This is a genomic window from Cellulomonas sp. NS3, assembly GCF_024757985.1.
Lineage (GTDB): Bacteria > Actinomycetota > Actinomycetes > Actinomycetales > Cellulomonadaceae > Cellulomonas_A.
Genome location: NZ_CP103289.1, coordinates 3704296 through 3727756 on the forward strand (window position 1 = coordinate 3704296; position 23461 = coordinate 3727756).

Annotated in this window: 20 protein-coding genes; 2 read left to right on the forward strand and 18 right to left on the reverse strand. The window is 73.4% G+C overall.

The genetic code is table 11. The annotated features are described in order from the left end of the window. Window positions 1–5: 5 nt before the first annotated feature. Genes NXY84_RS16765 through NXY84_RS16775 form a run of 3 tightly spaced genes read right to left on the reverse strand, consistent with a single transcriptional unit; the run spans window position 6 to window position 3978 of the window. Entirely contained in the window at window positions 6–1142 is a 1137-nt protein-coding gene (locus tag NXY84_RS16765; protein WP_258724178.1) for a glycosyltransferase, read from the reverse strand. After that, a complete protein-coding gene (locus NXY84_RS16770; RefSeq protein ID WP_258724179.1) occupies window positions 1136–2431 on the reverse strand; it encodes a glycosyltransferase family 4 protein in 1296 nt (431 codons plus the stop codon). Before NXY84_RS16770 ends, NXY84_RS16765 begins: the two co-directional genes overlap by 7 nt. Continuing rightward, window positions 2428–3978, reverse strand: a complete 1551-nt coding sequence (locus NXY84_RS16775) for a sugar transferase (RefSeq protein ID WP_309485009.1) — start codon at window positions 3976–3978, stop codon at window positions 2428–2430. The genes NXY84_RS16770 and NXY84_RS16775 overlap by 4 nt, the downstream gene beginning before the upstream one ends. A 198-nt stretch (window positions 3979–4176) precedes the next feature. On the opposite strand from NXY84_RS16775, the gene NXY84_RS16780 reads away from it, so the two are divergent. Further along, on the forward strand, window positions 4177–5739 hold the full coding sequence (locus tag NXY84_RS16780) for a polysaccharide biosynthesis tyrosine autokinase (protein WP_258724181.1): 1563 nt from the start codon (window positions 4177–4179) through the stop codon (window positions 5737–5739). 399 nt (window positions 5740–6138) lie between these two features. On the opposite strand, the gene NXY84_RS16785 is transcribed toward NXY84_RS16780, so the two are convergent. Further along, a complete protein-coding gene (locus NXY84_RS16785) occupies window positions 6139–6663 on the reverse strand; it encodes an LPXTG cell wall anchor domain-containing protein (RefSeq protein WP_258724182.1) in 525 nt (174 codons plus the stop codon). A gap of 73 nt (window positions 6664–6736) precedes the next feature. Next, a complete protein-coding gene (locus NXY84_RS16790) occupies window positions 6737–8578 on the reverse strand; it encodes a DUF4012 domain-containing protein (protein WP_258724183.1) in 1842 nt (613 codons plus the stop codon). A 146-nt stretch (window positions 8579–8724) separates the two neighbouring features. On the opposite strand from NXY84_RS16790, the gene NXY84_RS16795 reads away from it, so the two are divergent. After that, window positions 8725–9348, forward strand: coding sequence for a low molecular weight phosphatase family protein (locus NXY84_RS16795; RefSeq protein ID WP_258724184.1), 624 nt, complete (start codon window positions 8725–8727; stop codon window positions 9346–9348). An 82-nt stretch (window positions 9349–9430) separates the two neighbouring features. Here the strand turns inward: NXY84_RS16795 and NXY84_RS16800 are convergent, their stop codons facing one another. From NXY84_RS16800 to NXY84_RS16860, 13 genes are all read right to left on the reverse strand, one after another. Next, window positions 9431–10258, reverse strand: coding sequence for a CAP domain-containing protein (locus NXY84_RS16800; protein ID WP_258724185.1), 828 nt, complete (start codon window positions 10256–10258; stop codon window positions 9431–9433). A gap of 118 nt (window positions 10259–10376) precedes the next feature. Further along, on the reverse strand, window positions 10377–10865 hold the full coding sequence (locus NXY84_RS16805; protein ID WP_258724186.1) for a hypothetical protein: 489 nt from the start codon (window positions 10863–10865) through the stop codon (window positions 10377–10379). Beyond that, complete coding sequence (locus NXY84_RS16810; RefSeq protein ID WP_258727252.1) at window positions 10862–11221, reverse strand: response regulator; 360 nt, start codon at window positions 11219–11221, stop codon at window positions 10862–10864. Before NXY84_RS16810 ends, NXY84_RS16805 begins: the two co-directional genes overlap by 4 nt. A gap of 52 nt (window positions 11222–11273) precedes the next feature. After that, a complete protein-coding gene (locus NXY84_RS16815) occupies window positions 11274–11729 on the reverse strand; it encodes a chemotaxis protein CheX (protein ID WP_258724187.1) in 456 nt (151 codons plus the stop codon). Continuing rightward, on the reverse strand, window positions 11726–12109 hold the full coding sequence (locus tag NXY84_RS16820; RefSeq protein ID WP_034634097.1) for a response regulator: 384 nt from the start codon (window positions 12107–12109) through the stop codon (window positions 11726–11728). Before NXY84_RS16820 ends, NXY84_RS16815 begins: the two co-directional genes overlap by 4 nt. Next, the gene (locus NXY84_RS16825) at window positions 12106–12927 is read right to left on the reverse strand and encodes a CheR family methyltransferase (RefSeq protein WP_258724188.1); all 822 of its coding nucleotides are present in this window, start codon (window positions 12925–12927) and stop codon (window positions 12106–12108) included. The genes NXY84_RS16820 and NXY84_RS16825 overlap by 4 nt, the downstream gene beginning before the upstream one ends. Continuing rightward, on the reverse strand, window positions 12924–14063 hold the full coding sequence (locus NXY84_RS16830) for a protein-glutamate methylesterase/protein-glutamine glutaminase (RefSeq protein WP_258724189.1): 1140 nt from the start codon (window positions 14061–14063) through the stop codon (window positions 12924–12926). Before NXY84_RS16830 ends, NXY84_RS16825 begins: the two co-directional genes overlap by 4 nt. Before the next feature lie 95 nt (window positions 14064–14158). After that, window positions 14159–15793 carry a methyl-accepting chemotaxis protein gene (locus NXY84_RS16835; RefSeq protein ID WP_258724190.1) on the reverse strand — a complete coding sequence of 545 codons (1635 nt, stop codon included), beginning with the start codon at window positions 15791–15793 and terminating at the stop codon, window positions 14159–14161. A 107-nt stretch (window positions 15794–15900) separates the two neighbouring features. Then, window positions 15901–17436 carry a methyl-accepting chemotaxis protein gene (locus NXY84_RS16840; RefSeq protein WP_258727253.1) on the reverse strand — a complete coding sequence of 512 codons (1536 nt, stop codon included), beginning with the start codon at window positions 17434–17436 and terminating at the stop codon, window positions 15901–15903. A gap of 109 nt (window positions 17437–17545) precedes the next feature. Continuing rightward, the gene (gene chvE, locus NXY84_RS16845) at window positions 17546–18682 is read right to left on the reverse strand and encodes a multiple monosaccharide ABC transporter substrate-binding protein (RefSeq protein WP_309485011.1); all 1137 of its coding nucleotides are present in this window, start codon (window positions 18680–18682) and stop codon (window positions 17546–17548) included. 19 nt (window positions 18683–18701) lie between these two features. Next, window positions 18702–20453 carry a methyl-accepting chemotaxis protein gene (locus tag NXY84_RS16850; RefSeq protein WP_258724191.1) on the reverse strand — a complete coding sequence of 584 codons (1752 nt, stop codon included), beginning with the start codon at window positions 20451–20453 and terminating at the stop codon, window positions 18702–18704. 89 nt (window positions 20454–20542) lie between these two features. Further along, window positions 20543–20956, reverse strand: coding sequence for a chemotaxis protein CheW (locus tag NXY84_RS16855; protein ID WP_309485012.1), 414 nt, complete (start codon window positions 20954–20956; stop codon window positions 20543–20545). Window positions 20957–20958: 2 nt separating this feature from the next. Beyond that, window positions 20959–23379 (reverse strand): chemotaxis protein CheA, encoded by a 2421-nt coding sequence (locus NXY84_RS16860; RefSeq protein ID WP_258724192.1) that lies wholly within the window; start codon window positions 23377–23379, stop codon window positions 20959–20961. Window positions 23380–23461 lie beyond the last annotated feature (82 nt).

The window sequence follows — 23461 nt, forward strand, 5'->3', positions numbered from 1 at the left end:
AGCCGTCACGGGACCAGCCGTGCGAGGAGTGCTTCGTAGTCGCCGGCGCCGTACACCGACTCCCGCGGCACCGCCGCGACCGCTCGTCTCATGGCGCGCCAGTCGTCGATCGTCACCGTGCGCAAGAACTCGAGAAGCTCCGCCTCGAGCCGCTCGCCGAAGGTCCGCCCGCTGCCGTGCGCTTCTACCCAGGCACCGGTCTCCGTCGAGCGGACCGCGAGGACGGGAACTCCGGCGGCGGCGCTCTCGTACAGGCGGTTCGGGAGGCACCACCGGGAGTTGTGCTCGGGGTCACGGAAGTCGATGGCCCACGCGAAGTCGGACTGTCCGTAGACCGACGGCAGGTCCTCCGGGCTCGTGTATGCCCCTATGTAGCTGACCCCCCGCGCTGCTTCGATCTCGCGGCGGAAGGTGTCGCCGTCCGTGAACGTCGGGAAGCCGTGCAGGTGAAACTCTGCGACCCCGTCGAGCTGCACGGCGAGATCCCGGACGATCCGCCACGACCGCTCACATGCGAAAGCCCCGTACCACCCGACCACCCAGGGTCCCGTCCCCGCGGGGTCGTCCGCCGGTGAGGGGAACCCCGGGTCGGGGTGGACCTTGTTCTCGAGGAGGAACACGTCGCTGTCGCGTCCCTGGACGGGACCGAAGTAGTGGCGCACGAAGCCTGGCGAGCTGGTCACGAGGAGGTCGGAGCGCCTCAGCACGACGCGCTCGAGCGCGCGCAGCACGACGGCCCTCGCGGACCGACCCAGCATCGGGCGCTGCACGTCGGCGATCTCGACCGCCAGAGGCGCTCTAGACCCGGAGAGGCGTCGCGCGGCGAGCGCCAGGATCGCGCTGTCGGCATTGACCGCGTAGAACCGCTGCGTAGTGGCGATGAGCCTCCGGGCGTGCCAGATCGTCACCATGCCCCTTGCCATGGCCCAGAGCCGATGACCGTACCGGGCGTCGTGCGTGACACCGAGGTCGAGGTTGCGCACCGGCAGCGTGTGCGCTCGCCCACCGCGGCTTCGGCGGAAGCTCAAGCACAGCACGTCGACACCTGCAGCCTGCAGCCCACGCAGCCGCCGGAGCACGCGAGCGTCGGTCGAGTCGTGCGCGATGACGGTGACCTGGCGGCGCGCGGGTTCGCTCAGCACCGGTCGCCGCTCCGCCTGCTGGCCGTGAGCTCACCGAGGCTCGCGGCGAATGCGCGGTATCGCTCGTACGCACGCGCGGCGCTGTAGGTCGATTCGAGCAGCTGCATCCCGGCGTTCACGAGTCGCGCACGCAGCTGAGGATCACCGATGACCTCGCGTGTGGCGCGCAGGAGCCCCGCGGGATCTCCGGCGGCGACGATGTGCGCGGCTCCGGAGTGCCGCAGCACCTCGGCAGTGATGCTGGTCGGCTCCACGGCGGCGACGATCGGCCGCTGCGAGGCGACGTAGGAGGTCAACTTGCTCGGGAGCGACATCTCCACCATCCCGGGTCGCTCGTTGAGGACCAGCACGTCGGCCGCCGCGAGCGCGTACGGGTAGTTCGCCGCGTCGAGGGGGTCCACGAAGTGCAACGCGTCGATCCCCGATCCGAGGTCTTCCAGGCGCGCGCGCTGGTTGCCGTCACCCACGATCATGAAGTCCACAGGATCCGCGCTCTGCGACGAGAGGCGCGCCGCCTCCACCACCGTCTCGAGCCCTTGCTTCATGCCGATGTTGCCTGTGTGGAGAGCGAGGGCGCGCGAGCGCGGCCACCCCAACGCCTCCCTCGCAGCGCCACGGGAGATGCGCTGCGGCTCGATGTGCGTGAAGTTGGGCAGATCGGCGATGCGTTCGCGCCGGATCCCCTCGCCGACGAGGATCTCGGCGAACCGCGGGGCGATGACACCGACCCGGTCCGCCTGCCGGAGCAGCGCGTACTCCGCCGACCCGACCGCCCGAGCCACGGTCCTGCCCGCTGCACCGGACTGCGTGGCGCCGTTGCCGGTCAGGTCCTGCACGAGCACGCCAACCGGCCGGCCGTGCCGCCCGATCACCGCGGCGGTCAGGCCGGAGAGCATAGGTGTCACGGCGATGATCACGTCCGACCGGTCGCGCGCGACGGCGGCCGCGGCGAGCGCACCGAAGCTGAGCTCCATCCGCGAACGACCAAGGAGATCCGGCGTCGAGGGGACGGCGTGGCGGTATCGGTGCACGCGGACGCCGTCGAGCTCCTCCTGCCACGAGAGCCCCCTCCGGTAACGGTCGTCCAGCACCGCCCACTGCGGGTAGTGGGGCACGCCCGTGATGACGTGGACGTCCGCTCCGGCGGCGTGGAGCGCGTTGGCCATCGCCGTGGTGTACGGCGCGTTGCCGGTCGTCTCGGGCGCGTAGTGCATCCCGACGATGCAGACACCGAGGCCCGAGACGTCAGCCCCGACAGGCGCACCCTCCAGCGCGTGAGACGCGCTCAATATGCCCCTCCGGGCGTGATGATCTCTCGCACCGTCCGCGCCAGGATGAGGAGGTCCCCGAACAGGCTCCAGTTCTCGACGTAGTACACGTCCATCCGGATGCCGTCCTCGACCGAGAGGTCCGAGCGACCGGAGACCTGCCAGAGCCCGGTCAGCCCCGGCTTCACGAGCAGGCGCCGGGTGGCGCGCCGGTCGTACAGCGCGACCTCTGAGTCGATCTGGGGTCGGGGGCCGACGAGGCTCATCTCGCCGCGCAGCACGTTGATCAGCTGTGGCAGCTCGTCGAGCGAATACTTGCGCAGGACGCGCCCGACCGGCGTGACCCGCGGGTCGTTCTTGGGCTTGTAGAACATCCCGACGGACTCGACGCCCTCGAGCGCCAGCACCTCGGCGAGGCGCTCCTGCGCACCCGTCTCCATCGAGCGGAACTTGATCATCCGGAACGTACGGCCGTCGCGGCCGACGCGCTCCTGCGTGAAGAACACCGGACCGCTGCCGCTCGTCCTGACCAGCAGGGCCAGCACCGCGAGGACGGGCGAGAGCACCACGGTCAGGAGGAGCGCGCCGAGCCAGTCGAACGCCGTCTTCACGGCGTACTTGGGCCCGCTGAACCTCGGCTCGTCGACGTACATGAGGGGCAGCCCGCTGACGGGCTGCATGAGGACGCGCGGCCCCGCCACGTCGGTGAGCGAGAGGGTCAACGCGAGGTCGATCCCCTTGCCCTCGAGGTCCCACCCGAGCTGGCGCACGGTCTCGGACGTGATCGCGTCCGCGCCGGAGACGGCGACAGCGTCGGCGCCGACCCGCTCGGCGATCTCGGCGGCCTGCTCCATCGAGCCGAGCACCGGGACGCCTAGCACCGTCTCGCTGTAGCCGACCTCGCCGCTCGCGACGCACACGCCGACGACGCCGTAGCCGGCGCGGGGGTTGCGGTGCAGCGTCTCGATGAGGTGGGCGACCGTCGGGCGGTGCCCGATGATGAGGACGCCGGCCTGGTACTCCCCTGCGTCTCGCCGCCGGTGCAACCACTGGCGCCAGGCGAAGCGGCTCGACAGCAGCAACGCGAGGCCGAGCGGCGCGGCGATCGCCAGGTAGCCGCGCCCGATTTCCATCCGGAGCAGGTACGCGATGACGGCGACTGCGGCAAAGAGGCGCCACGTCACACCGAACACGCGCGAGTACTCGTCGGGCCCCGTCCCGACCACACGCCGGTCCCGCGTGCGGCCCGTGACGAGCACCCCGAGCCAGGCAGCGAGGAGCACGAGCGAGACCGTCAGATAGCTGGGCGAGAACTCCCCTGACACTGTCGTGACACCGGTCGCCGAGAAGCGCACGACGTAGGCGACCGCGACAGCGGTCAGCACGGCGAGAGCGTCAGTGAGGAGCAGGCGCCGGGCGTAGGCCCCGGACCAGCCGGGGGAAGCCAGTTGGGCGCCGAGGCTGCGACGCTCTACCTCGGGCGCGCCTCGCTGCGCTGGGAGCTGGAATTCTCCAACCCTCGGCGTGCGTACCGTCATCGACAAGCCCCCCGACCGTCTTCGTCGCATCGTGAATACGTGCGCGCTGGCGTTCGTCCAGGGTAACCAGGAGCGGACGGAACATTTCCGTGCAATTCGGACGGCGAACGGGTGAAAGTTTGCGCTGGGCTCGCGCGCGCGGCCCCGGATGCCCTAGACGGCGTGGTGCGTGCGAGAATTTGCGGGTTGCGGCGCAGGGCCGCGCCGCGGGGGAGCAGGAGCAAATCGGTGGAGCTGCAGGACTACCTGACCATTCTGCGCAAGCGATGGGTGTCGATCGTCATTCTCGCTGCGCTGGCGGTCGCTGGTGCGGTCGCGGCCTCGCTGCTCGCGACGCCGATGTACCGGGCCACGACGCAGGTGTTCGTGTCCGTGCAGGGCGGTGGCTCCTCGACGAGCGAGCTGCTTCAAGGCTCAAGCTTCACTCGGCAACAGGTCACCTCGTACACGCTGCTCGCGACCAGCCCGCTCGTGCTCGGCCCGGTCATCGACGACATGGGCATCGACGCGCGGGCCGAGGAGCTCGCCAAGCGCGTGACCGCCGACTCCCCCTTGAACACCTCGCTCATCAACATCTCGGCGACGGACGAGAACCCGGCGATCGCCGCGGCGCTTGCGGACGCGATCGCAGACGAGTTCACCGACGTGATCTCCGACATCGAGACGCCGGCGGCCGGCGGCCCGTCGGCCGTCAAGATCTCGGTGGTGCGCGACGCGTCCGCCCCGACGGCCCCTGCCTCCCCGAACACCAAGCTCAACCTCGCTCTCGGCCTCCTCGTCGGCCTCGCGCTCGGCGTCGGCATCGCGATCCTCCGCGAGGTGCTCGACACCCGCGTGCGCGGCGAGGCGGACGTCGCCAAGGTCACCTCGACCTCGGTCATCGGCACCATCGGCTACGACGAGGACGCGCCGCAGCACCCGCTGATCGTGCAGAGCAGCCCGCACAGCCACCGTGCCGAGGCGTTCCGCCGGCTGCGCACCAACCTGCAGTTCCTCGACATCGCCGACCGCCCACAGTCGATCGTCGTCACCTCATCGCTGCCCGGCGAGGGCAAGTCGACCACGACGATCAACACTGCGATCAGCCTCGCGGACGCCGGCTCCCGCGTGGCCCTGATCGATGCCGACCTGCGTCGTCCGTCCGTCGCGCGCTACATGGGCCTCGAGGGCGGCGTCGGCCTGACCACGGTCCTCATCGGCAAGGCGGCCGTCGAGGACGTCATCCAGCCGTGGGGCAACGGGTACCTGCACGTCCTGCCGTCGGGCCAGATCCCGCCGAACCCGTCCGAGCTGCTCGGCTCGCAGGCCATGGCCAACCTGCTCGACAATCTGACGAAGACCTACGACATCGTGCTCGTCGACACCGCCCCCTTGCTCCCGGTCACCGACGCCGCCATCCTGTCCAAGCTCACGGGTGGCGCTGTGCTGGTGGTCGGCGCCAACAAGCTGAACCGCAACCAGCTCGCGGAGTCGATCGGCGCGCTCGAGACGGTCGGCGCCCGGATACTCGGCGTCGTCGTGAACCAGCAGGTCCGCAAGCAGGGCGACGCCTACACCTACTACGACTACGCGTCCCACACGTCGACGGGCGAGCCCGTCACGGCGCCGGCAGGCCGCCGTGGCAGCCGCGCGCTGCGTCGGACCGCAAAGGAGCCACTGCCGACGCGGCCCGCCGCGAGCCGTCAGCCGATCAGCCAGTCGCAGCAGCGCGGCGAGGGCATCGCGGGCCTGTGGCCGGGCGAGCCGCTGAGCCAGTCACAGCCGCAGGGTGAGCAGCGTACGCCGCGCTGACCTGCCACGGAGCACGGACGAAGGGCCCTCGCCGTCGGCGGGGGCCCTTCGTCCGTCCCGGGTGGCGGGGGCCGTCACGGCCGGCGGTGGACCGCAGCCCGTGTGCAGACGCAGAGACTGCGAGTCGCCTTGCCAGCGACCCTGCCGCAGACGTCGCGGCGGACCGACAGGGCGGAGCAGGTCGGTCGTCGCGACGAGAAAGCAGGCGGCGGCTCGGACGGCAGCCTGGCGGCCCGGAGGCGCGCGTCGGACCATTCGTCGGCTCCGCCGACCCGGTCAGCGTCGGCGGAGCGCGACGGCACGGCGGGCGCCCCACGCCGGATCCGCCGCAGGGCGACGAAGAAGGGCCCCCGCCGCAGCGGGGGCCCTTCTCGGCACTACGTGGGAGGACTACCGCACTCAGGCGGCGGTGACCCCGCGGCGACGCTTGGCGACGACGACCGCGCCCGCACCGGCGAGCACGAGCGCACCGGCACCGAGGCCGAGCGGCAGCGCGTCCGAACCGGTCGTCGGGAGCGCGCCGCGCGCTGCACCGGCAGCAGCACCGGCGACCGTGAGCGACTGCGTGCTGAGGACGGCACCCGAGGCGGCGTCGGCAGCGACGAGCGTGTACGCGCCCGCCTGCGCGAGCGTCACCGTGAAGACGGCCGTGCCCGAGGCGTTGGTCGTCTTCGTGAGCGACTTGGTGCCCGCGATGGTGATCGCGGAGTCGGGCAGCGACGCCGGGTTCGACGTGACCGTGAGGGTGACCGGCGCGTTGGCCGGGCCCTGCACGGTGACGGCGAAGCTCTCGCCGGCGGCCGGCGTCGAGTCGGACACCGTGCCCTTGTTGGTGTAGTCCTGCGCGCCGTAGCCGAACGCGGCGGACGGAGCGAGGACGAGGGCGGCGGCTGCCGCGACGATCAGGACCTTACGGCGAATCATGTGTGAGTCCCCCCCACGGGTAGGCAAAAAAGGCTGTCGCACAACAGTGCTGACGACACGGTACATGCCCACCTCAGCATGCGGAAGGAATGATTACCGGGCCGTTCTGCCGCGCGGTCGGAGTGTGCCGTAATGTCGCATTTCCCGAATGCCCGGGACCTGTTCGCACGTCCAGGTCCACGGTGACGGTCTGCCCGGGTTCGAGGGTGAATGTCCGGCTTTCCATCCCGAGCCCGTCGTGCACCTGGGCGAACGCGCCGGCCTCGGCCGAATTCACCCGGCTCGACTCGATGCGGCCACCCTCGGGCGCGTAGAGCAGCACGTTGGTCCGTAGCTGCCCGGGCGGGACCACCGCACCGCCGCCCGTGACGTAGTCGGGCAGGTCGGCCGCGTCGGCGGGCGCCGCGGAGGTGAGCCGCACGGTGACCTGGAGCGTCTGGGACCCGTCGGGCGCGCAGGCCGTGGCGGTCCCGCTGACGTCGAGGTCGACGTAGTAGCCCAGCTTCGCCTCGGTCCCGTCGTTGAGGTACACCCCGACGACGCCGGACCCGCCGGCGCTCCCGCGCAGCTCGCCCGAGAGCACGGTCCCCGCGAGCCGGGCCTGCTCCTCGGGGCGCGCGGACCAGAACATCACGCGGCCCTCGCGCGCCCCCTGCGCGAGCGCGTCGATCACGGCGGGCGCCTCCCCCTGCCCGGCCACGACGGCGCCGAACACGGCCCCGGCGGTCGCCGCGAAGAGCTCGTCCTGCCGCTCGGGGTCCTCGATCTCGAGGTAGACCGTGCTCAGGAGCGTCTCGACGGCGTTGTCCGCGGTGAGCGTGAGGCCGGCCCCGACCTCGACCGGCCCGGTCGCCCGGAGCACGTGCGCGAGGGCGCCCGGGTCGATCGACAGCACGCCGTCCACGGTGCCGCCGACCTCGCGCAGCCAGATCTCGCGCGCGAGTGCGGCCGATCGGGGGAAGTCGGGGGTGAAGGTGACGTCGCGCATGTCGGTCGCGAGCAGCGGGCCGAACAGCGCGTCCTCGGCGGGCGTCAGGGGCAGCACGGGCTCGGCGAGGCCGGAGAGCGAACCGCCGCTGCGCTGCTGGACGAGGCTCACCGCGCCGCCCTCGGCGCGCAGGTGCACGACGGTCCCGGGGATCCCGCCGGTGGCACGCGGCTCGGCGTTGTTCTGCACGAGCAGCAGGTAGTCGCGGGGCCCGTCGGCGCCGAGCAGCGGCGGGAGCAGCTGCACGGCGCGGGCGGCGGTCGCGGTCGTCAGCGCGACGTCCGTGACCTGCCCGCGGAGCTGCACCACCGCGTCGGCGACGAGGCCCACGAGCTCGGAGGTGTCGACGGCGTCCAGCGCCGCCCGCGCGTCCTGCACCGCGGCGTCGGCGGCGACGACCTGCGGCGCGACGGCGGCGATCGGCGCGACGTCGAGGCGACCGTCGACCGGGGCCAGCGAGGCGGGGTCCACGACCGTCGTGGCCTGCATCAACGCCGGCAGCGCGTCCGCGGCGAGCCCGTCGACGACGGCGCTGAGCGTGCGGACCGCCTCGACGTCGGCACCGACCCGGGGCAGCGCCGCGGCGACGCCCCACAGCGGGCCGTGCGTGCGCTCGTAGGCGGTGCGGGCCCGCTCCTGGAGCTGCGGCAGGACCGCGCCGGCACCCGCGACGTCGCCCGCGACGACCCGGTCCTGGAGCGTGCGGACGTCGTCGCGGGCGAGCTCGAGGGCGTCCCGGGCGCGGACCGCGTCGTACGCGAGCGACGCCGCCGCGGCCACGACGCCGAGCACGAGCACCGTGAGCACGAGCGCGACGACGGGCCCGCGTCGGCGGCGCGGACGGCGACCGTGGCGGGCCGGCGCGCGGCGGCTCGGGCCGGTCGCGTCCGGGGTCACCCACGGCGCGCCCTCCGCTGGTTCCGTCACGTCGCCCCTCCCGGTCGCACGCGCGGGCGCGGCCGCTCGCGCGACGACCCCCGTGGCCGCTCCCCACGGCCGCCGCGATGCTACCCGCGGCTCCTGGGACGACCGGGCAGGGCGGGTGGGACACGGCGCGCAGGCATGATGGACGCGTGACGACCCCTGACGCGCCCCGGCCGTTCCACGTCCTCGCCGTGTGCACGGGCAACATCTGCCGCTCCCCCGCGGTCGAGCGGCTGCTCGCGACGGGGCTCGGTGCGCCGTGGCCGGTCGGCCGCACCCTGCACGGGCCCGCCGCCGGCCCGGACGGCGCCGTGGTGTCGTCCGCCGGCACGGGCGCGGTCGTCGGGGCCCCCGTGAGCCCGCTCATGGTGGACCTGCTGCACGGCGCCGGCGTCGACGCCGGGGGGTTCGCCGCGCGCCAGCTGACGCCGGACATCGTGCGCTCGGCCGACCTCGTGCTCGCGCTCACGCGCCGGCACCGCTCGGCCGTCGTCGAGCTGTTCCCCGGTGCGGTGCGCCGCACGTTCACGCTGCGCGAGCTTGCGCGGCTCGCGGCCCTCGTGGACCGTGCCCAGCTCCCGGCCGGCCCCGGGGTCGGCGACCGCCTGCGCGCGCTGGTGCCGCTCGCGGCCGCCCAGCGCGGGCAAGTCACGGCCGACCCGGGCGCGGACGACGTCGTGGACCCCTACGGCCACAGCGCCGAGGTGTTCCGGCGGTCCTGGGACGAGCTGGCGCCCGCGGTCACGACGCTGGTGCAGGTCGTCCGCGGCTGACGCACCCGATCAGCCCGACCCGGGCGGACGAGGCCTCCCGCCCCGGCGGGACGCGCGCTCGTCCCGGGCGGGACGAGCGCCGTCAGCCCAGGAAGACCTGCGCGCAGAGCACCCCGCGCGAGCTCGAGACGCAGCCGATGCCGACGGAGGAGTACGCGCGCAGGATGTTCGCGCGGTGACCCTCCGAGCCCATCCAGCCCGCCATCATCTCGACGGGCGTCCGGTAGCCGAGGGCGAGGTTCTCCCCCGCCGAGCCGGGGCCGCACGCCGCGAGGATCGGCTCGAGCGGGTCGTGCTCGAAGCGGTTCTCGGCGACGAGCACCTCGGCGCGCGCGACGGCCTGCTGCGTCGCGCAGTCCGACACCGTGAGCGCGCCGAGGCCCGCGGCGGCGCGCTGCTCGTTGGTCAGCGTCACGAGCGACGCGGCGAACTGCTGGTCGGCGGTCAGGGCGGGCGCCGCGGGGGCGGCGGGCGCCGGAGCGTCCTCGGGCGGTGCGACGGGCGGGGCCGGCTGCGCGGTCGGGGCCGTGGTGGGCGTCGCGCTCGGCGTCGCCGTCGGCGACGTCTCGGGCGCCGGGGTCGTCGCGGACGGCTCGGGCGTCACGGTCGGGGTGCCGGTCGCGGTCGCGAGGGGCGACGGCTGCGGGCGCCGTCCGCCGCCGCGGGACACGTCGTCCCCGCGGTCGACGAGCTGCGAGACGGCGGCCGGCAGCGCCGCGAGGGTCTGCTGCGGGCTCTCGGTGCGCAGCGACGGGACGGTCGCCCAGGCGGAGAGCGCACCCGTGCACAGCGCGACGGAGGTCACGACGATCGCGCGCGCACGCACGCGCCGGCGACGCGATCGCGCCGCCCGGAACTCACGCAGCTCACGCCGCCGAGGGGACGCGGGGGCGTGGCTCGGCTGCTCCATCCGGGTCACGTTATCCGATCGTGACCTGACTCGGGACAGATCGGGCATGTGAATGCCCTCACCCCGCCGAGCCGGACCCGGGACCCGCCCGCCGCACGGCCGGCGGGTCCGGCGTCCGTCAGACGACGAGCAGCGAGAACCTGCCCGGGCCGTACCCGGCGATGTCGACGTCGAGGTCGGTGCGCCGCACGTACGCGAGCACCCACTGCGCGACGTCCGCGGGGACGGGATCCCCGGGCGCGTACACGACGTCGAGCTTGACGTGCGGGGCCCCCTCGGCGTTGAACAGCGACGCCGTGATGTTGAGCACCTCCGACGCGTTCTCGAGCAGGTTGTCGGGCAGCGCACCCGCGTTGATCGCCTCCTCGGCGCCGCGCGACGGGACGAGCCCGATCGCCGCACCGACACGCGCCGCGAGGTCCAGGTCGAGGATCACGAGGGCCGTGAGCCGGAGCATGTTGTCGACGTAGACGCCGACCGCGGCCCCGAACTCCTCGTTCGGGTCCACCATGCCGCCACCCGTCGCGACCTGGACGTCGCGACCGAGCAGCCCCTCGAACAGCTCGCGGACGTCCTTCGCCGCGGGCAGCGGGGTCTCGGCGCTCACGCGAGCACCGGCTCGATGGCGTCGCGGAACGTGTCCGCGGTGAACGGCTTCGCGATGAGGAACAGCGCCCCCGCCTCGTCGGCCGTCTGGCGCATCTCGGGCGAGCCCTCGGACGTCACGAACGCGAAGGGCGTCTCGAAGCCCTCGCGCCGCAGCGCCCGCAGCAGCTCGATGCCGGTCATCTCCGGCATGTTCCAGTCGGACAGCACCAGGTCGGGCTCGTCCGCGCGCACCATCTCGAGCGCCGCGGCGCCGTCGGGCGCCTCCCGGACGTCCCAGTCGTACCCTGCCTGGCGCAACGTGCGCACGACGATCTGCCGCATCACGCGGCTGTCGTCGGCCACCAGCACTCGCAGCACCTTCACCACCCACTTCGTCGAGTCGTCATCCTGAGAGCCCCCACGACCCTCAGATCTGCCAGACGGACACGTCCAGAGGACGTCCCCGCCAGGCCAGGACCACGCCGTCGATCCGGGTCGCCCCGTGCGTATCCGGCGCCGTGCGCCCGACCCGCGGCATGGTCAGCTTCTCCTGGACCGGCAGCAGCGCCTTGAGGTTGCCACCGACCACGTTCACCACCTCGCCGAACGCGTCGACCAGGTCGTCCTCCGAGACCGCCTCGTCCGACGGCATCCCGAGCAGGGCGCGCGCCAGGTCGTCCGCGGTCGACACGTCGGTCGACAGCAGCGTCCGGCCCGCGAACGCGCCGTGGATCTCGACCCACGCGTGCAGCGGGTCGGCGAGCACGGGGACGTCGCCGGCCCAGGGCACCAGGTGCCCGGGCTCGCCGTCGACCATCGCCGCGAAGACCTCCTCGGCGATCGCGGTGATCTGGACCGTGTCGAACGGGGCGAGCGGGCTCATACGGTCTCCTCGAGAGGCAGCAGCCCGAGCAGCTCGAGCTTGTCCCGGAGCGCGTCCGGGGTGAACGGCTTGATCATGTACTCGTGCGCGCCCGCGGCCAGGGCCCGCACGATCTGCCCGTGCTCGCTCTCCGTCGTGACCATCATGAGCGTCACGGAGCGCCAGTGCGGGTTGGCCCGGACGTTCGTCACGAACGTGAGGCCGTCCATCACGGGCATGTTCCAGTCGATGCAGGCGAGGTCGTAGCGGCCGCCGGCCTCGAGCACGTCGAGCGCCTCCTGGCCGTCCCCCGCCTCGACCGTCTCGTAGCCGAGCCGGCCCAGGGCTCCCGCGACGATGCGGCGCATCGTCCGGGAGTCGTCGATCACGAGCGCTCTCATGCTGCCCTCCGGGCGTTGTGCCGGTACACGGAGCTGCGGCCCACGGGGACCCGCTCCCAGTCGTCGTCGATGCCGAGCGTGGTCTCCGCCGCACCGAGGAGCAGGTAGCCCCCCGGGCGCACCACGGAGCGGGCCCGGCGCAGGACCTCGCGCTTGGTCGCGAGGTCGAAGTAGATGAGGACGTTGCGCAGGAACACGACGTCGAACTGACCCGCGGGCGGCGCGTGCAGCAGGTTGTGCCGCTGGAACGTCACCATCGAGCGGAGCCGCTGGCTGATCTCCCAGTCGGTGCCCGAGCGCGTGAAGTGCTTGACGAGCATCGACGCGGGCAGGCCGCGGTTGACCTCGAGCTGGGTGTACCGCCCCGCACGGCCGCGCGCGAGCACCTGCTCGGAGATGTCGGTCGCGGTGATCTGCAGGCGGACGCCCGGCATGGCCTCGTCGAGCGCCATCGCGATGCTGTAGGCCTCCTGGCCGGTCGAGCACGCGGCGGACCAGACGCGCAGCGACGTGCCGGCGCCCCGGGCCGCGAGCAGCTCGGGCACGACGTGCTGGGTCAGCGCGGTGAACGGCGACGCGTCGCGGAACCACGACGTCTCGTTGGTCGTGAGCGCCTCGACGACGAGCTCGAGCTCGGCCGGGTCGGGGCGGGCGCGCAGGCCGCGCACGTACGCGTCGACGTCGGCGAGGCCGCGCTCGCGCACGATCGGCAGGAGCCGGCTCTCGACGAGGTACTCCTTGCCGAGGTCCAGCTGGATCGCGCTGCGCTGACGGACGACGTCGGCGACGAAGGTGAAGCTCTCCGGCGTGAGGGTCATGCGGCACCTCCTGCTGCTCGGGCGGCGGTGGCGCCGGTGGCGTTCTGCAGGGCGCCCACGAGGGTGTGCGCGACCTGGTCGAGCGGGAGGACGCGGTGCGCGAGGCCCGCGGTCGCGACGGCGCCGGGCATGCCCCACACGACGCTCGAGCGCTCGTCCTGCGCGTAGACGGTGCCGCCCGCGGCGACGACGTCCTCGCAGCCCGCGCGCCCGTCGGAGCCCATCCCGGTGAGGACGACCGCGAGCAGGTCGCCGCCGTAGACGCCGACCGCCGAGCGGAACAGCACGTCGACCGCGGGCCGGCAGAAGTTCACCGGGGGTCCCTGCGTGAGCACGGCGCGCGCCCCGCTCGCGGAGCGCTGGAGCTCGAGGTGGTGGTCGCCGGGCGCGATGTACACGTGACCGGGCCGCAGCTCCTCGCCGCCGGCCGCCTCGACGACCGTGCCTCCCGTCGCGCGGTCGAGCCGCGCGGCGAGCTGCCGCGTGAAGACGGGCGGCATGTGCTGCACGACGAGCACCGGGACGGGCAGCGGGCTGGACATGGCCGAGAACACCCGCGAGAGGGCCTCGGGCCCGCCCGTCGAGGAGCCGACGACGACCGCCCGGATCGCGCGGGGGCGCGGTGCGGGCCGCAGGGTGACGGTCCGCGCGCCGCCGAGCGGGCGCAGGGCCGGGGCCGTCGAGCCGGGGCCCGTCGCCGGCGTCGCGAGCGCGCCGACGTGGCCGCGGCCGGGGACGAGCGCCTTGATGCGCGGGATGAGCTCGCGCGCCACGGTCGCGAGCGACTCGCTCACGCTCCCGACGTTCGCGGGCTTGGTCACGTAGTCGGTGGCTCCCGCGGCGAGCGCGTCGAGCGTCGCCGACGCACCCCGCTCCGTGAGCGTCGAGAACATGATGATCGGGACCCGCGAGCCCGAGGCCCGCAGCGCCCGCACCGCGCCGATGCCGTCCATGACGGGCATCTCGATGTCCATCGTGACGAGGTCGGGAGCGAGCTGCTCGACCTTCGTGAGCGCGATCTGACCGTTCGCCGCGGTGCCGACCACGTCGATCGCCGGATCCCCGGCGAGCGTGTCGGTGACGAGCCGGCGGACGACGACGGAGTCGTCGACCACCAGCACCCGGATGCGTGACACGTGCTCTCCCCCTCGACGCGCCACCGTGCGGTGACGCGTCGTCCTCATCGGCCGACGGCCCGTGCGGGTGAGTACCCGGACGGGTGAGAACACCCTCAGTAGCGGAAGGCCCCGACCTGCTCGCGCAGCTCGGCGGACATCCGCGCGAGGTCCACGACCTGGTCGTTGGTGCGGCTGACGACGGCGCTCGCCGACGCCGCGGACGACGCGACGCCCGTGATGTTCGCGGCGATGTCGCCCGAGCCGGTCGCGGCCTCGCCGACGCTGCGCGACATCTCGGTGGTCGTCGCGGTCTGCTCCTCGACGGCCGACGCGATGGTCATCTGGTAGTCGTTGATGCTCTCGATGATCCGGCCGATCTGGCTGATCACCGCGACGGCGGACGTCGTCTGGCTCTGGTTCGCGGCGATCCGCGAGGCGATGTCCTCGGCGGCGCGCGCGGACTCCTGCGCGAGGTCCTTGACCTCGCCGGCGACGACCGCGAAGCCCTTGCCGGCCTCGCCGGCGCGTGCGGCCTCGATCGTGGCGTTGAGCGCGAGCAGGTTCGTCTGCTCCGCGATGCTCGTGATGACCTTGACGACGTTGCCGATCTCCTGCGAGCTCTCGCCCAGGGCCCCGACCGTGGTGGCCGCCTCCTGCGCGTGCCCGACGGCCTGCGAGGCGACCTTCGCGGCCTCGTTGGCGTTCTGCGCGATCTCGCGGATCGAGGCGCCCATCTGCTCGGCGCCCGCCGCGACCGTCTGCACGTTGCGGCTGACCTGCTCGGCCGCCGCCGCGACGACCCCGGCCTGCGCGGAGGTCTCCTCCGACCCGGACGCGAGCTCGTGCGTCGAGGCGGACATGAGCTCGGCGGACGACGCGAGCTCGCGCGAGGTCTCCGCGACGCGGCCGAGCGTGGCCCGCATCGCGTCCTGCGCCTTGCCGAGCGAGCGGGCCATCGCACCGAGCTCGTCGTGCGTCGTGACGTCGGCGCGGACCGTGAGGTCGCCCTGCTCCATGGCCTCGATCGCGCGCTGGACCTCGAGCACCGAGCCGCGCATCGAGCGGGCGAGCAGGAGACCGAGCGCGACGACCACGGCGATGCCGACGACGAGCGCGACGAGGAGGATCGCGCGGGCCGTGTCGGCGGCGCGCTGCGCCTCGGCGGCGATGCCGTCGATGTACTCCGTCATGCCGGCCTCGATCGCGTCGAGCTGGTCGACGAACTCGCTCTTGATCGGCTCGGTCACGTCGGTCAGCACGCGCTCGTACTCGGCCGCGTCGTCGTCGAGCGCCGCGGGGACGAGCTGGGTGTCGCGCGCGTCCTTCCACGCCTCCCAGTTCGCCGTGAACTCGTGGATCCGCGGCTCGAGGTCGCCGATCACCAGGGTCACGGCGTCGAGCGCCTCCTGGAGCTCCGCGTCGTTCTCCTCCTGCTCGACGAGCCAGAACTCCTCGGCCGCGTCGGACGTGAGGGCGCCGAGCTGGGCGACGATCATGCGCGCCTTGAGCTGGTCCTCGTGGACCGTCGCGAGCGGGTCGCCCACCGACTTCTGCACCTCGGCGAGCGCCGCCGTCTTGGCCGCGAGGCTCTCGGCCTGGTAGATGCCGAGCCCGCCGATGGCGATCGCGACGACGGACAGCACCCCGATGACGCCGAGGAGCTTCCCGCGGATCGAGCTCGTCAGCCCGCGGCGGGTGGCCGCGGTGCCGGTGTCGCCCGTGGGGGCGGAGGGACCGGTCGTCGTCATGGCATGCACTCCTCGTCGTGGCGGGGCGGTGCCCCGGTGTCGTCGCACGACCGATCGGCGCGGGCACCGGCCTGATGAGGTGCGGACCGGACGAAGGGCGGGCGATTTCAGTAGGTGAAGGCAACCGTCCGCTCGCGGAGCTCGTCCGAGAGCCGGGCGAGCTCGACGACGGAGGCGCTCATCTGCGCGAGCACGTGCGAGCTGGTCTCGGCGGCCGAGGCGACGCCGGTGATGTTCGCGGCGATCTCGCCCGAGCCCGCGGCGGCCTCCTGGACCCCGCGCGACATCTCGGTCGTCGTCGCGGTCTGCTCCTCGACCGACGACGCGATCGTCAGCTGGAAGTCGTTGATCGAGCCGATGATGTGCGTGATCTGCTCGATCGCCGCGACGGCCCCCGTGGTGTCGAGCTGGATCGCGTCGACGCGGCGTGCGATGTCCTCGGTGGCGCGGGCGGTCTCGCGCGCGAGCTCCTTGACCTCGCCCGCGACGACCGCGAAGCCCTTGCCGGCCTCCCCGGCGCGCGCCGCCTCGATGGTGGCGTTCAGCGCCAGGAGGTTGGTCTGCTCCGCGATGCTCGTGATCGTCTTGACGACGTCGCCGATCTCCGAGGACGAGACCCCGAGCCGGGCGACGGTCTGCGTGGTGTGCGCCGCGACGCCGGTCGCGTCGGAGGCGACCCTGGCCGCCTGGTTGGCGTTCTGCGCGATCTCGCGGATCGAGGCGCCCATCTGCTCGGCCCCGGCGGCGACGCCGTGCACGTTGCGGTTGACCTCCTCCGCGGCGGCCGCGACCACCCCGGCCTGCGCCGACGTCTCCTGCGAGCTCACCGCGACCTGGGCGTTCGACGACGCCAGGTCCTGCGCCGCCGCGGCGACGGTCCGTGCGGTCTCGACGACGCCGCCGAGCGTCTCGCGCAGCGACGCCTGTGCGGTCGACAGCGACGCGGCCATGCGACCCGTCTCGTCGCGGCCCGGCACGTCGGCCGTGACCGTGAGGTCGCCCTCGGCCATCGCGTCGAGCGAGCGGTGCACGGCCTGGATGGCCCGGCTGGTGCGGCGCGCGACGGCGACCGCGAGCGAGCCGGCGCCGAGCGACCCGACGACAAAGGCGATCGCGAGGACCACGATGGTCCGGTCGACCTCCGCGCGGCTCTCCGCGAGGATCGCGTCGACCTGCGAGTCGATCTGGCCCTGCGCGAGCGCGAGCGCACGGCCGGCCCACATCGGGTCGGCGGCGACGCTGGCCCCGATCGCCTGCTCGAGCCCGTCGACGTCGCCCGCCTGGGCGAGCGGGACGAGGGTCGCGTCGCGGTAGGTCAGCCACGCGGCCCACCGGTCCTGGAAGTCCGCCCACTGCTGGGTCTCGGACTGCGGGAAGTCCGCGACGGCCGCGATCTGCCGCTCGACGTCCCGGTCGTTCCACGCCTGGCTCTCGGTGAGCTGCAGGCGCGTCACGTCGTCCGTGGCACCGGCCTGCTGCCGGACGAGCAGGTGGCTGCGGGCCTGCGCCGTGCGCAGCTCCGCCATCGCGGTCTGCAGCTGGCCCGTGAGGCCGGACATCTCCTCCAGGTTCTGCCCCGCGCGCCACAGCGCCACGCCGCCGGCGCCGCCGACGAGGCCGAAGACCCCGACGAGGGCGAGCATCGCGACGGTGATCTTCGTGCCCACGGAGCGGTCCCAGAACCACGACGCCCGCGAGGAGCGGGTGGCCGGGGCGGTCGGGCCGTGCGGGTCGGTCGTCGGTCGTGCCACGTCAGCTCAGCTCCTGCGCCGTGTAGTAGCCGCCGTCCACCAGGACGGCCTCGTAGTTCTCGCGCGTCACGACCTGCGGGGTCAGCAGGTAGGACGGGACGACCTTCACGCCGTTGTCGTAGGACGTGACGTCGTTGGTCTCGGGCTCGGCACCCTCGAGCAGCGCGTGCACCATGGCGACGGCGACCTCGGCGAGCTGGCGGGTGTCCTTGTAGACCGTCGCGTACTGCTCCCCCGCCACGATCGACCGCGCCGAGTCGACCTCGGCGTCCTGGCCGGTCACCGTCGGGAAGGGCTGCGCGTCGGTGCCGTAGCCGATGCCGCGCAGCGACTCGAGGATCGCGCGGCTGAGGCCGTCGTAGGGCGACAGCACGCCGTCGAGCGTCACGCCCGTGCCCGTGTACGCGGGCAGCAGCTCCTGCATGCGCGCCGTGGCGTTCTTCGGGTCCCACGCCGGCGTCTCGATCGCCGCGAAGTCCGTCTGCCCCGAGGGCACGACGAGCGTGCCGGCGTCGAGGTAGGGCTGCAGCACCGACATCGCGCCCTCGTAGAAGACGGTCGCGTTGTTGTCGTCGGCCGAGCCCGCGAAGAGCTCGACGACGAACGGCCCGGGCGCACCCGTGGGCTGGCCCCCCGCGTCGAGCACCCCGATGCCCTGCAGCAGGGTCGTGGCCTGCTGCACGCCGACGCGCTGGTTGTCGAACGTCGCGTAGTAGTCGACGTCGGGCGACTCGCGGATCAGGCGGTCGTAGGCGATGACCGGGATGTCCGCGGCGGCCGCGTCCGCGAGCACGTCCTTGAGGGCGACACCGTCGATCGAGCCGACGACGAGCGCGTCCGCGCCCGCGGCGATCATCGCGGAGAGCTGCTCGACCTGCGTCGGCACGTCGTTCTCCGCGTACTGCAGGTCGACGCCGTACCCGAGCGCCTCGAGCTGGTCCTGGACGTTCTCGCCGTCCCCGATCCAGCGGTCCGACGTCGTCGTGGGCATCGCGACCCCGACGAGCGGGACGTCGACGGCGCCCGTCGAGCCCACCGCGCCGCAGCCGGTGAGGGCGAGCGCGAGCGTGGTCAGGCCCGCGGCGCACCAGAGCGTGCGGCGGCGGGCTGCGGTGCGTGCGTGTGCGTGCGTGGTCATGGGTCCTCGGTCCGGTCGGTCAGTACGTGAAGGCGGCCGTGCGGCCGCGCAGCTCCTCGGAGAGCCGCGCGAGCTCGACGACCGAGTCGCTCATCTGCGCGAGCACGCGCGAGCTGGTCTCGGCGGCCGACGCGACGCCCGTGACGTTCGCGGCGATCTCCCCGGAGCCCGCGGCGGCCTCCTGGACCCCGCGCGACATCTCGGTCGTCGTCGCCGTCTGCTCCTCCACGGAGGAGGCGATCGTCAGCTGGTAATCGTTGATGGAGGCGATGATGTGGGTGATCTCCTCGATCGCCGCGACCGCCTGGCGCGTGTCCACCTGGATGGCCTCGACGCGCTTCGTGATGTCCTCGGTCGCCAGGGCCGTCTCGCGCGCGAGCTCCTTGACCTCGCCCGCGACGACCGCGAAGCCCTTGCCGGCCTCGCCGGCGCGCGCGGCCTCGATGGTCGCGTTCAGCGCGAGCAGGTTGGTCTGCGCGGCGATGCTCGTGATCACCTTGACGACGTCGCCGATCTCCGACGACGAGACCCCGAGCCGCGCGACGGTCTGCGTGGTCGTCTCGGCGACGCCCGTCGCGTCCGTCGCGACCTTGGCCGCCTGGTTCGCGTTCTGCGCGATCTCGCTGATCGACGCGCCCATCTCCTCGGCGCCCGCCGCGACGACGTGCACGTTGCGGTTGACCTCCTCGGCCGCGGCCGCGACCACGCCGGCCTGCGCGGAGGTCTCCTCGGAGCTCGCGGCGACCTGCGCGTTCGCGGCGGCGAGCTCGTGGGCCGCGCCCGCGACGGTGCTCGCGATCTCGACGACGCCGACGAGGGTCTCGCGGACCGCCGCCTGCGCGACGCCGAGCGCCTCCGCCATGCGCCCGAGCTCGTCGCGGCTGCGCACGGGGGCCGGGACCGTGAAGTCGCCGCCCGCCATCGCCTCGAGCGACGCCTGCACCTCGCGCGCGGCCCGCCGGATCGACATCGCGGTCTGGTACCCGAGAGTGACGACCACGACGAGCGCCGTCCCGAGCGTCAGCACCAGCGCCGCGACAGCCCGCCGGGACTGCTGCTCGGCCTCCGCGGCCACCGACGTGAAGTATGTGGTGGTGTCCTGGTCGAGCGCCTCGAGCGTCGCCTCGAGCCGGTCGATGAGCGGCTGGCTCACGTTCTGCACGAGGCTCGAGTAGTACGGGGTGTCGTTCTCCAGCGCGGCCGGCACGAGCTGGACGTCGCGCACCTTGATCCACTGCGCGTAGGCGATCTTGAAGTTCTCCCACGTCTCGCCGCCGCCGCCCACGGCGTCGAGGTCGGCGATCGCGGCCTGCAGCGCGGCGTCGTTCTCCTTCTGGCGCGCCAGCCACTCGTCCTGCAGCTGCTCCTTCTCGAACGCCGCGAGCTGCGCGACGATGAGCCGCGCCGTCGTGACGCTCTTCTGGACCTCGGCACGGCTCGCGACGAGCGTCTCCTGGAGGCGGGCGAGCTCGGCGGTGCGGGCGGTGATGCCCTGCATCGTCACCACGGCCGCGCCGCCCGAGACCGCCGCGACGGCGGCGAGCAGCAGGATCGACGTGAGGATCTTGGTCCGCACCGAGCGGTCGCGCACGACCGCGAGCACGCCGTGGGCACGCCCGGGGCCGCCGTCGGAGCCCGTCGTCCCGCCGTCGCCCGGCGCGGCGGGAGCCGGCGCGCCGGCACCCGGGACGAGGCCGGCGCTCTCACGCCGGGCGAGCAGGTCGGCGCCGCGGCGCAGCAGCGACCGCGCGTCCCGAGTCGTCGTGCTCATGCGTCCGTGCTCCTCGTCTCAGCATCCATGCCTGACGTGCACATCGACCGGGCGCGGGCCCAGTTGAACAGTCGTCCGGGTGGACTCGCTCAGGTGGCGGTCGCCGCGTCGACGTCGAGGACGAGCAGGAGGTCGCCCTCGAGCTTGTACGCCCCGAGGATCAGCTCGCGCAGCTCCGCGTCGAGGGTGTCGGGCGGCTGCTCGAACCGCTCCGGGCCGACCTCGACGACGTCGCCGATCTCGTCGACCAGCAGGCTGATCGGCTCGCCGGCCACCTGGACGACGACCATCATCGGCTCCGCGTCGTCGGCGAGCGGCTCGAGGCCGAGCCGGGGCCGCAGGTCGATCGTCAGGACCACCTGGCCCCGGAGGTTCACGAGGCCGGCGGTGCCGACCGGGGCCAGCGGGACGCGCGTGCGCACGTGCGAGCGCAGCGCCTCCTGGACCCGGGTCACGTCGACCCCGTACAGGCTCCCGCCGAGCGTGAAGGTCACGTACTGCACGGTCACACCCCTGCCGTCTCGAGCTCGGACGCGCGCCGCTGCTGCGGCACGACGACGTCGTAGAACGCCGGGTCGGCGGCCATGACCGCGGCCCGGACGTCGAGCAGCTCGGTCACGCGCTCGTGCAGGACCGTCGAGCCGGTCAGGCCCGCGTCCTCGATGTCGCTGTGACGCGAGACGTCGTCGTCGATGATGTCGACGATCTCGTCGACCACGAGCCCGACGCTGCGGCCCGCCCGCGTGTACACGACGAGCAGGAGCTCGTCCTTGCGGGCGCTGTCGAACACCCCGAGCACCCGGTCGAGGCGTGCGAGCGGCAGGATCGTCCCGCGGTACTGGATGACCTCGCGGCCGCCGACGAGCTCGACCTGGTCGATGCGCACGTGCTCGAGCCGCGCGACGGACGCGAGCGGCATCGCCACGCGGCGCCCGCCCCCGATCCCCGCGACGAGCAGCTGCTCGACGACGCGCTCCGTGACCTCCTGCACCGCGCCGCGGCGCTCGCGTGCGTGCTGCTCCCCCTCCGCGACGAGCGCGCGCCGCGCGATCGCCTGGACGTCGAGGATCAGCGCGACCGCACCGTCGCCGAGCACCGTGGCGCCCGCGTAGATGCCGATCGCCTTGAGCCGCGCCGAGAGCGCCTTGACGACGATCTCCTCGGTGTTGAGGACCCGGTCGACCAGGAGCCCGAAGCGCTGGTGGTCGGCCTGGACGACCGCGATGACGGTCGAGGACCCCGGCTCGACCGGGATGCCGAGCACGTCCGCGAGCGACACCAGCGGCAGCAGCTCGCCGCGCAGCCGGTACACCGCGGCGTTCTGGATGCGCTCGATCCCGGCGCCGGCCCGCTGGCCGTCGAGGGCCACGAGCTCGAGCAGGCTGACCTGCGGGACGGCGAACAGGTCGCCGCCGCACACGACGGTGAGCGCGGGCATGATCGCGAGCGTCAGCGGGATGCGCAGGCGCCAGACCGTCCCCTCGCCGAGCGTCGAGTCGACGTCGACGGTCCCGCCGATCGCCTCGATCTTGGTCCGCACGACGTCCATGCCGACCCCGCGGCCGGAGACGTTGGTGACGGCCTCGGCCGTCGAGAAGCCCGGGAGGAACAGCAGCTGCATGAGCTCGGGCGGGGTCATGAGCATGACCTGCTCGGGCGTGCGCAGGCCGCGCTGGACGGCCTTCGCGGCGACCTTCTCGGTGTCGATCCCGCGGCCGTCGTCGGCCACCTCGACGACGACCTGACCGCCCGCGTGGTACGCGCGGAGCGTCAGCAGGCCGCGCGCGGACTTGCCCGCGGCGACGCGCTCGACGGGCGACTCGATCCCGTGGTCGACGGCGTTGCGCACGAGGTGCGTGAGCGGGTCCTTGACGGCCTCGAGCAGCCCGCGGTCGAGCTCGGTGTCCCGGCCGACCATCTCGAGCTGGACCTCGCGGTCGCACGCGGCGGCGAGGTCGCGCACGACGCGCGGCATCTTCGACCACACGTGGTCGATGGGCTGCATGCGGGTCTTCATGACCCCCTCCTGCAGCTCGCCCGCGATGAGGTTGAGGCGCTGCGCGGAGCGGACCAGGTCGACGTCGGAGCGGTCGCCCGCGAGCCGGCTGATCTGGTTGCGCGAGAGCACGAGCTCGCCGACCTGGCGCATGAGGGCGTCGAGCAGCTCGACGTCGACGCGGATCGAGGTCTCGGAGCTCGTGGACGCCGACGTGGGCGCGGCCGGTGCGGCGGGGGCCGGGGCGGTGGGCGCTGCGGGCGCGACCGCCGGGGCCGGGGCGGCGGCGACCGGCGCGGGCTGCTCGGGCGCCGTGGCCTGCTGGGTGGCGGTCTCGACCGCAGCGGTCGGCTCCGTGCCCGAGGCGGCCGCGGCACGCGCCGACCGGGGGACGATCACGCGCGACGGGTCGGCGGCGCGCACGGCCGGCTTCGCGGCGGGCGCCTCGTCGGGCGCGGTGCTCGCGGCGTCGGTCGCGGGGGGCGTCGTAGCGCCGATGACGTCGTCCGACGGCACTGCGGCGGCCACGGTCTCCGGAGACTCGGACGCGTCGCGCCCGGCCTGCAGGCGGCCGACCGCGTCGAGCACGCCGTCGATGTCGACCGCGCCCTCGGTGCTGTCCGCGGCGATCGCGGTGAGGATCTCGCGCACGACGTCGACGAGGCGCAGCAGGACGTCGGTCGTCGCCTGGTCCATCGAGCGCTTGCCGTCGCGGAGCTCCACGAGGAGGTTCTCCCCCGCGTGGGTCACGCGCTCGAGCCGGCCGTAGGCGAGGAAGCCCGCGGTGCCCTTGATCGTGTGGATCGTGCGGAACACGCTGCCGAGGAGCTCGCGCGACCCCGGGGACTCCTCGAGGGCCACCAGGTCCTGGTCCAGCTGGTCGAGGTTCTCGTGACTCTCGACCAGGAACTCACGGACGATGTCGTCCATGTCCTCCACTGTGCCCTCCCACCCGTGACCGGCGGCCGTCCCGCCTGACGCACCGCCCATCGGTCACCCGCGCCCGGACGTG

Bases quoted from the DNA above. Each gene is read 5' to 3' on its own strand.
- chvE (WP_309485011.1), bottom strand. From the start codon at position 18,682: ATGACCACGCACGCACACGCACGCACCGCAGCCCGCCGCCGCACGCTC.
- NXY84_RS16785 (WP_258724182.1), bottom strand. From the start codon at position 6,663: ATGATTCGCCGTAAGGTCCTGATCGTCGCGGCAGCCGCCGCCCTCGTC.
- NXY84_RS16835 (WP_258724190.1), bottom strand. From the start codon at position 15,793: ATGACGACGACCGGTCCCTCCGCCCCCACGGGCGACACCGGCACCGCG.
- NXY84_RS16840 (WP_258727253.1), bottom strand. From the start codon at position 17,436: ATGCTCGCCCTCGTCGGGGTCTTCGGCCTCGTCGGCGGCGCCGGCGGC.
- NXY84_RS16800 (WP_258724185.1), bottom strand. From the start codon at position 10,258: ATGGAGCAGCCGAGCCACGCCCCCGCGTCCCCTCGGCGGCGTGAGCTG.
- NXY84_RS16820 (WP_034634097.1), bottom strand. From the start codon at position 12,109: ATGAGAGCGCTCGTGATCGACGACTCCCGGACGATGCGCCGCATCGTC.
- NXY84_RS16850 (WP_258724191.1), bottom strand. From the start codon at position 20,453: ATGAGCACGACGACTCGGGACGCGCGGTCGCTGCTGCGCCGCGGCGCC.
- NXY84_RS16860 (WP_258724192.1), bottom strand. From the start codon at position 23,379: ATGGACGACATCGTCCGTGAGTTCCTGGTCGAGAGTCACGAGAACCTC.
- NXY84_RS16775 (WP_309485009.1), bottom strand. From the start codon at position 3,978: ATGCGACGAAGACGGTCGGGGGGCTTGTCGATGACGGTACGCACGCCG.
- NXY84_RS16815 (WP_258724187.1), bottom strand. From the start codon at position 11,729: ATGAGCCCGCTCGCCCCGTTCGACACGGTCCAGATCACCGCGATCGCC.
- NXY84_RS16825 (WP_258724188.1), bottom strand. From the start codon at position 12,927: ATGACCCTCACGCCGGAGAGCTTCACCTTCGTCGCCGACGTCGTCCGT.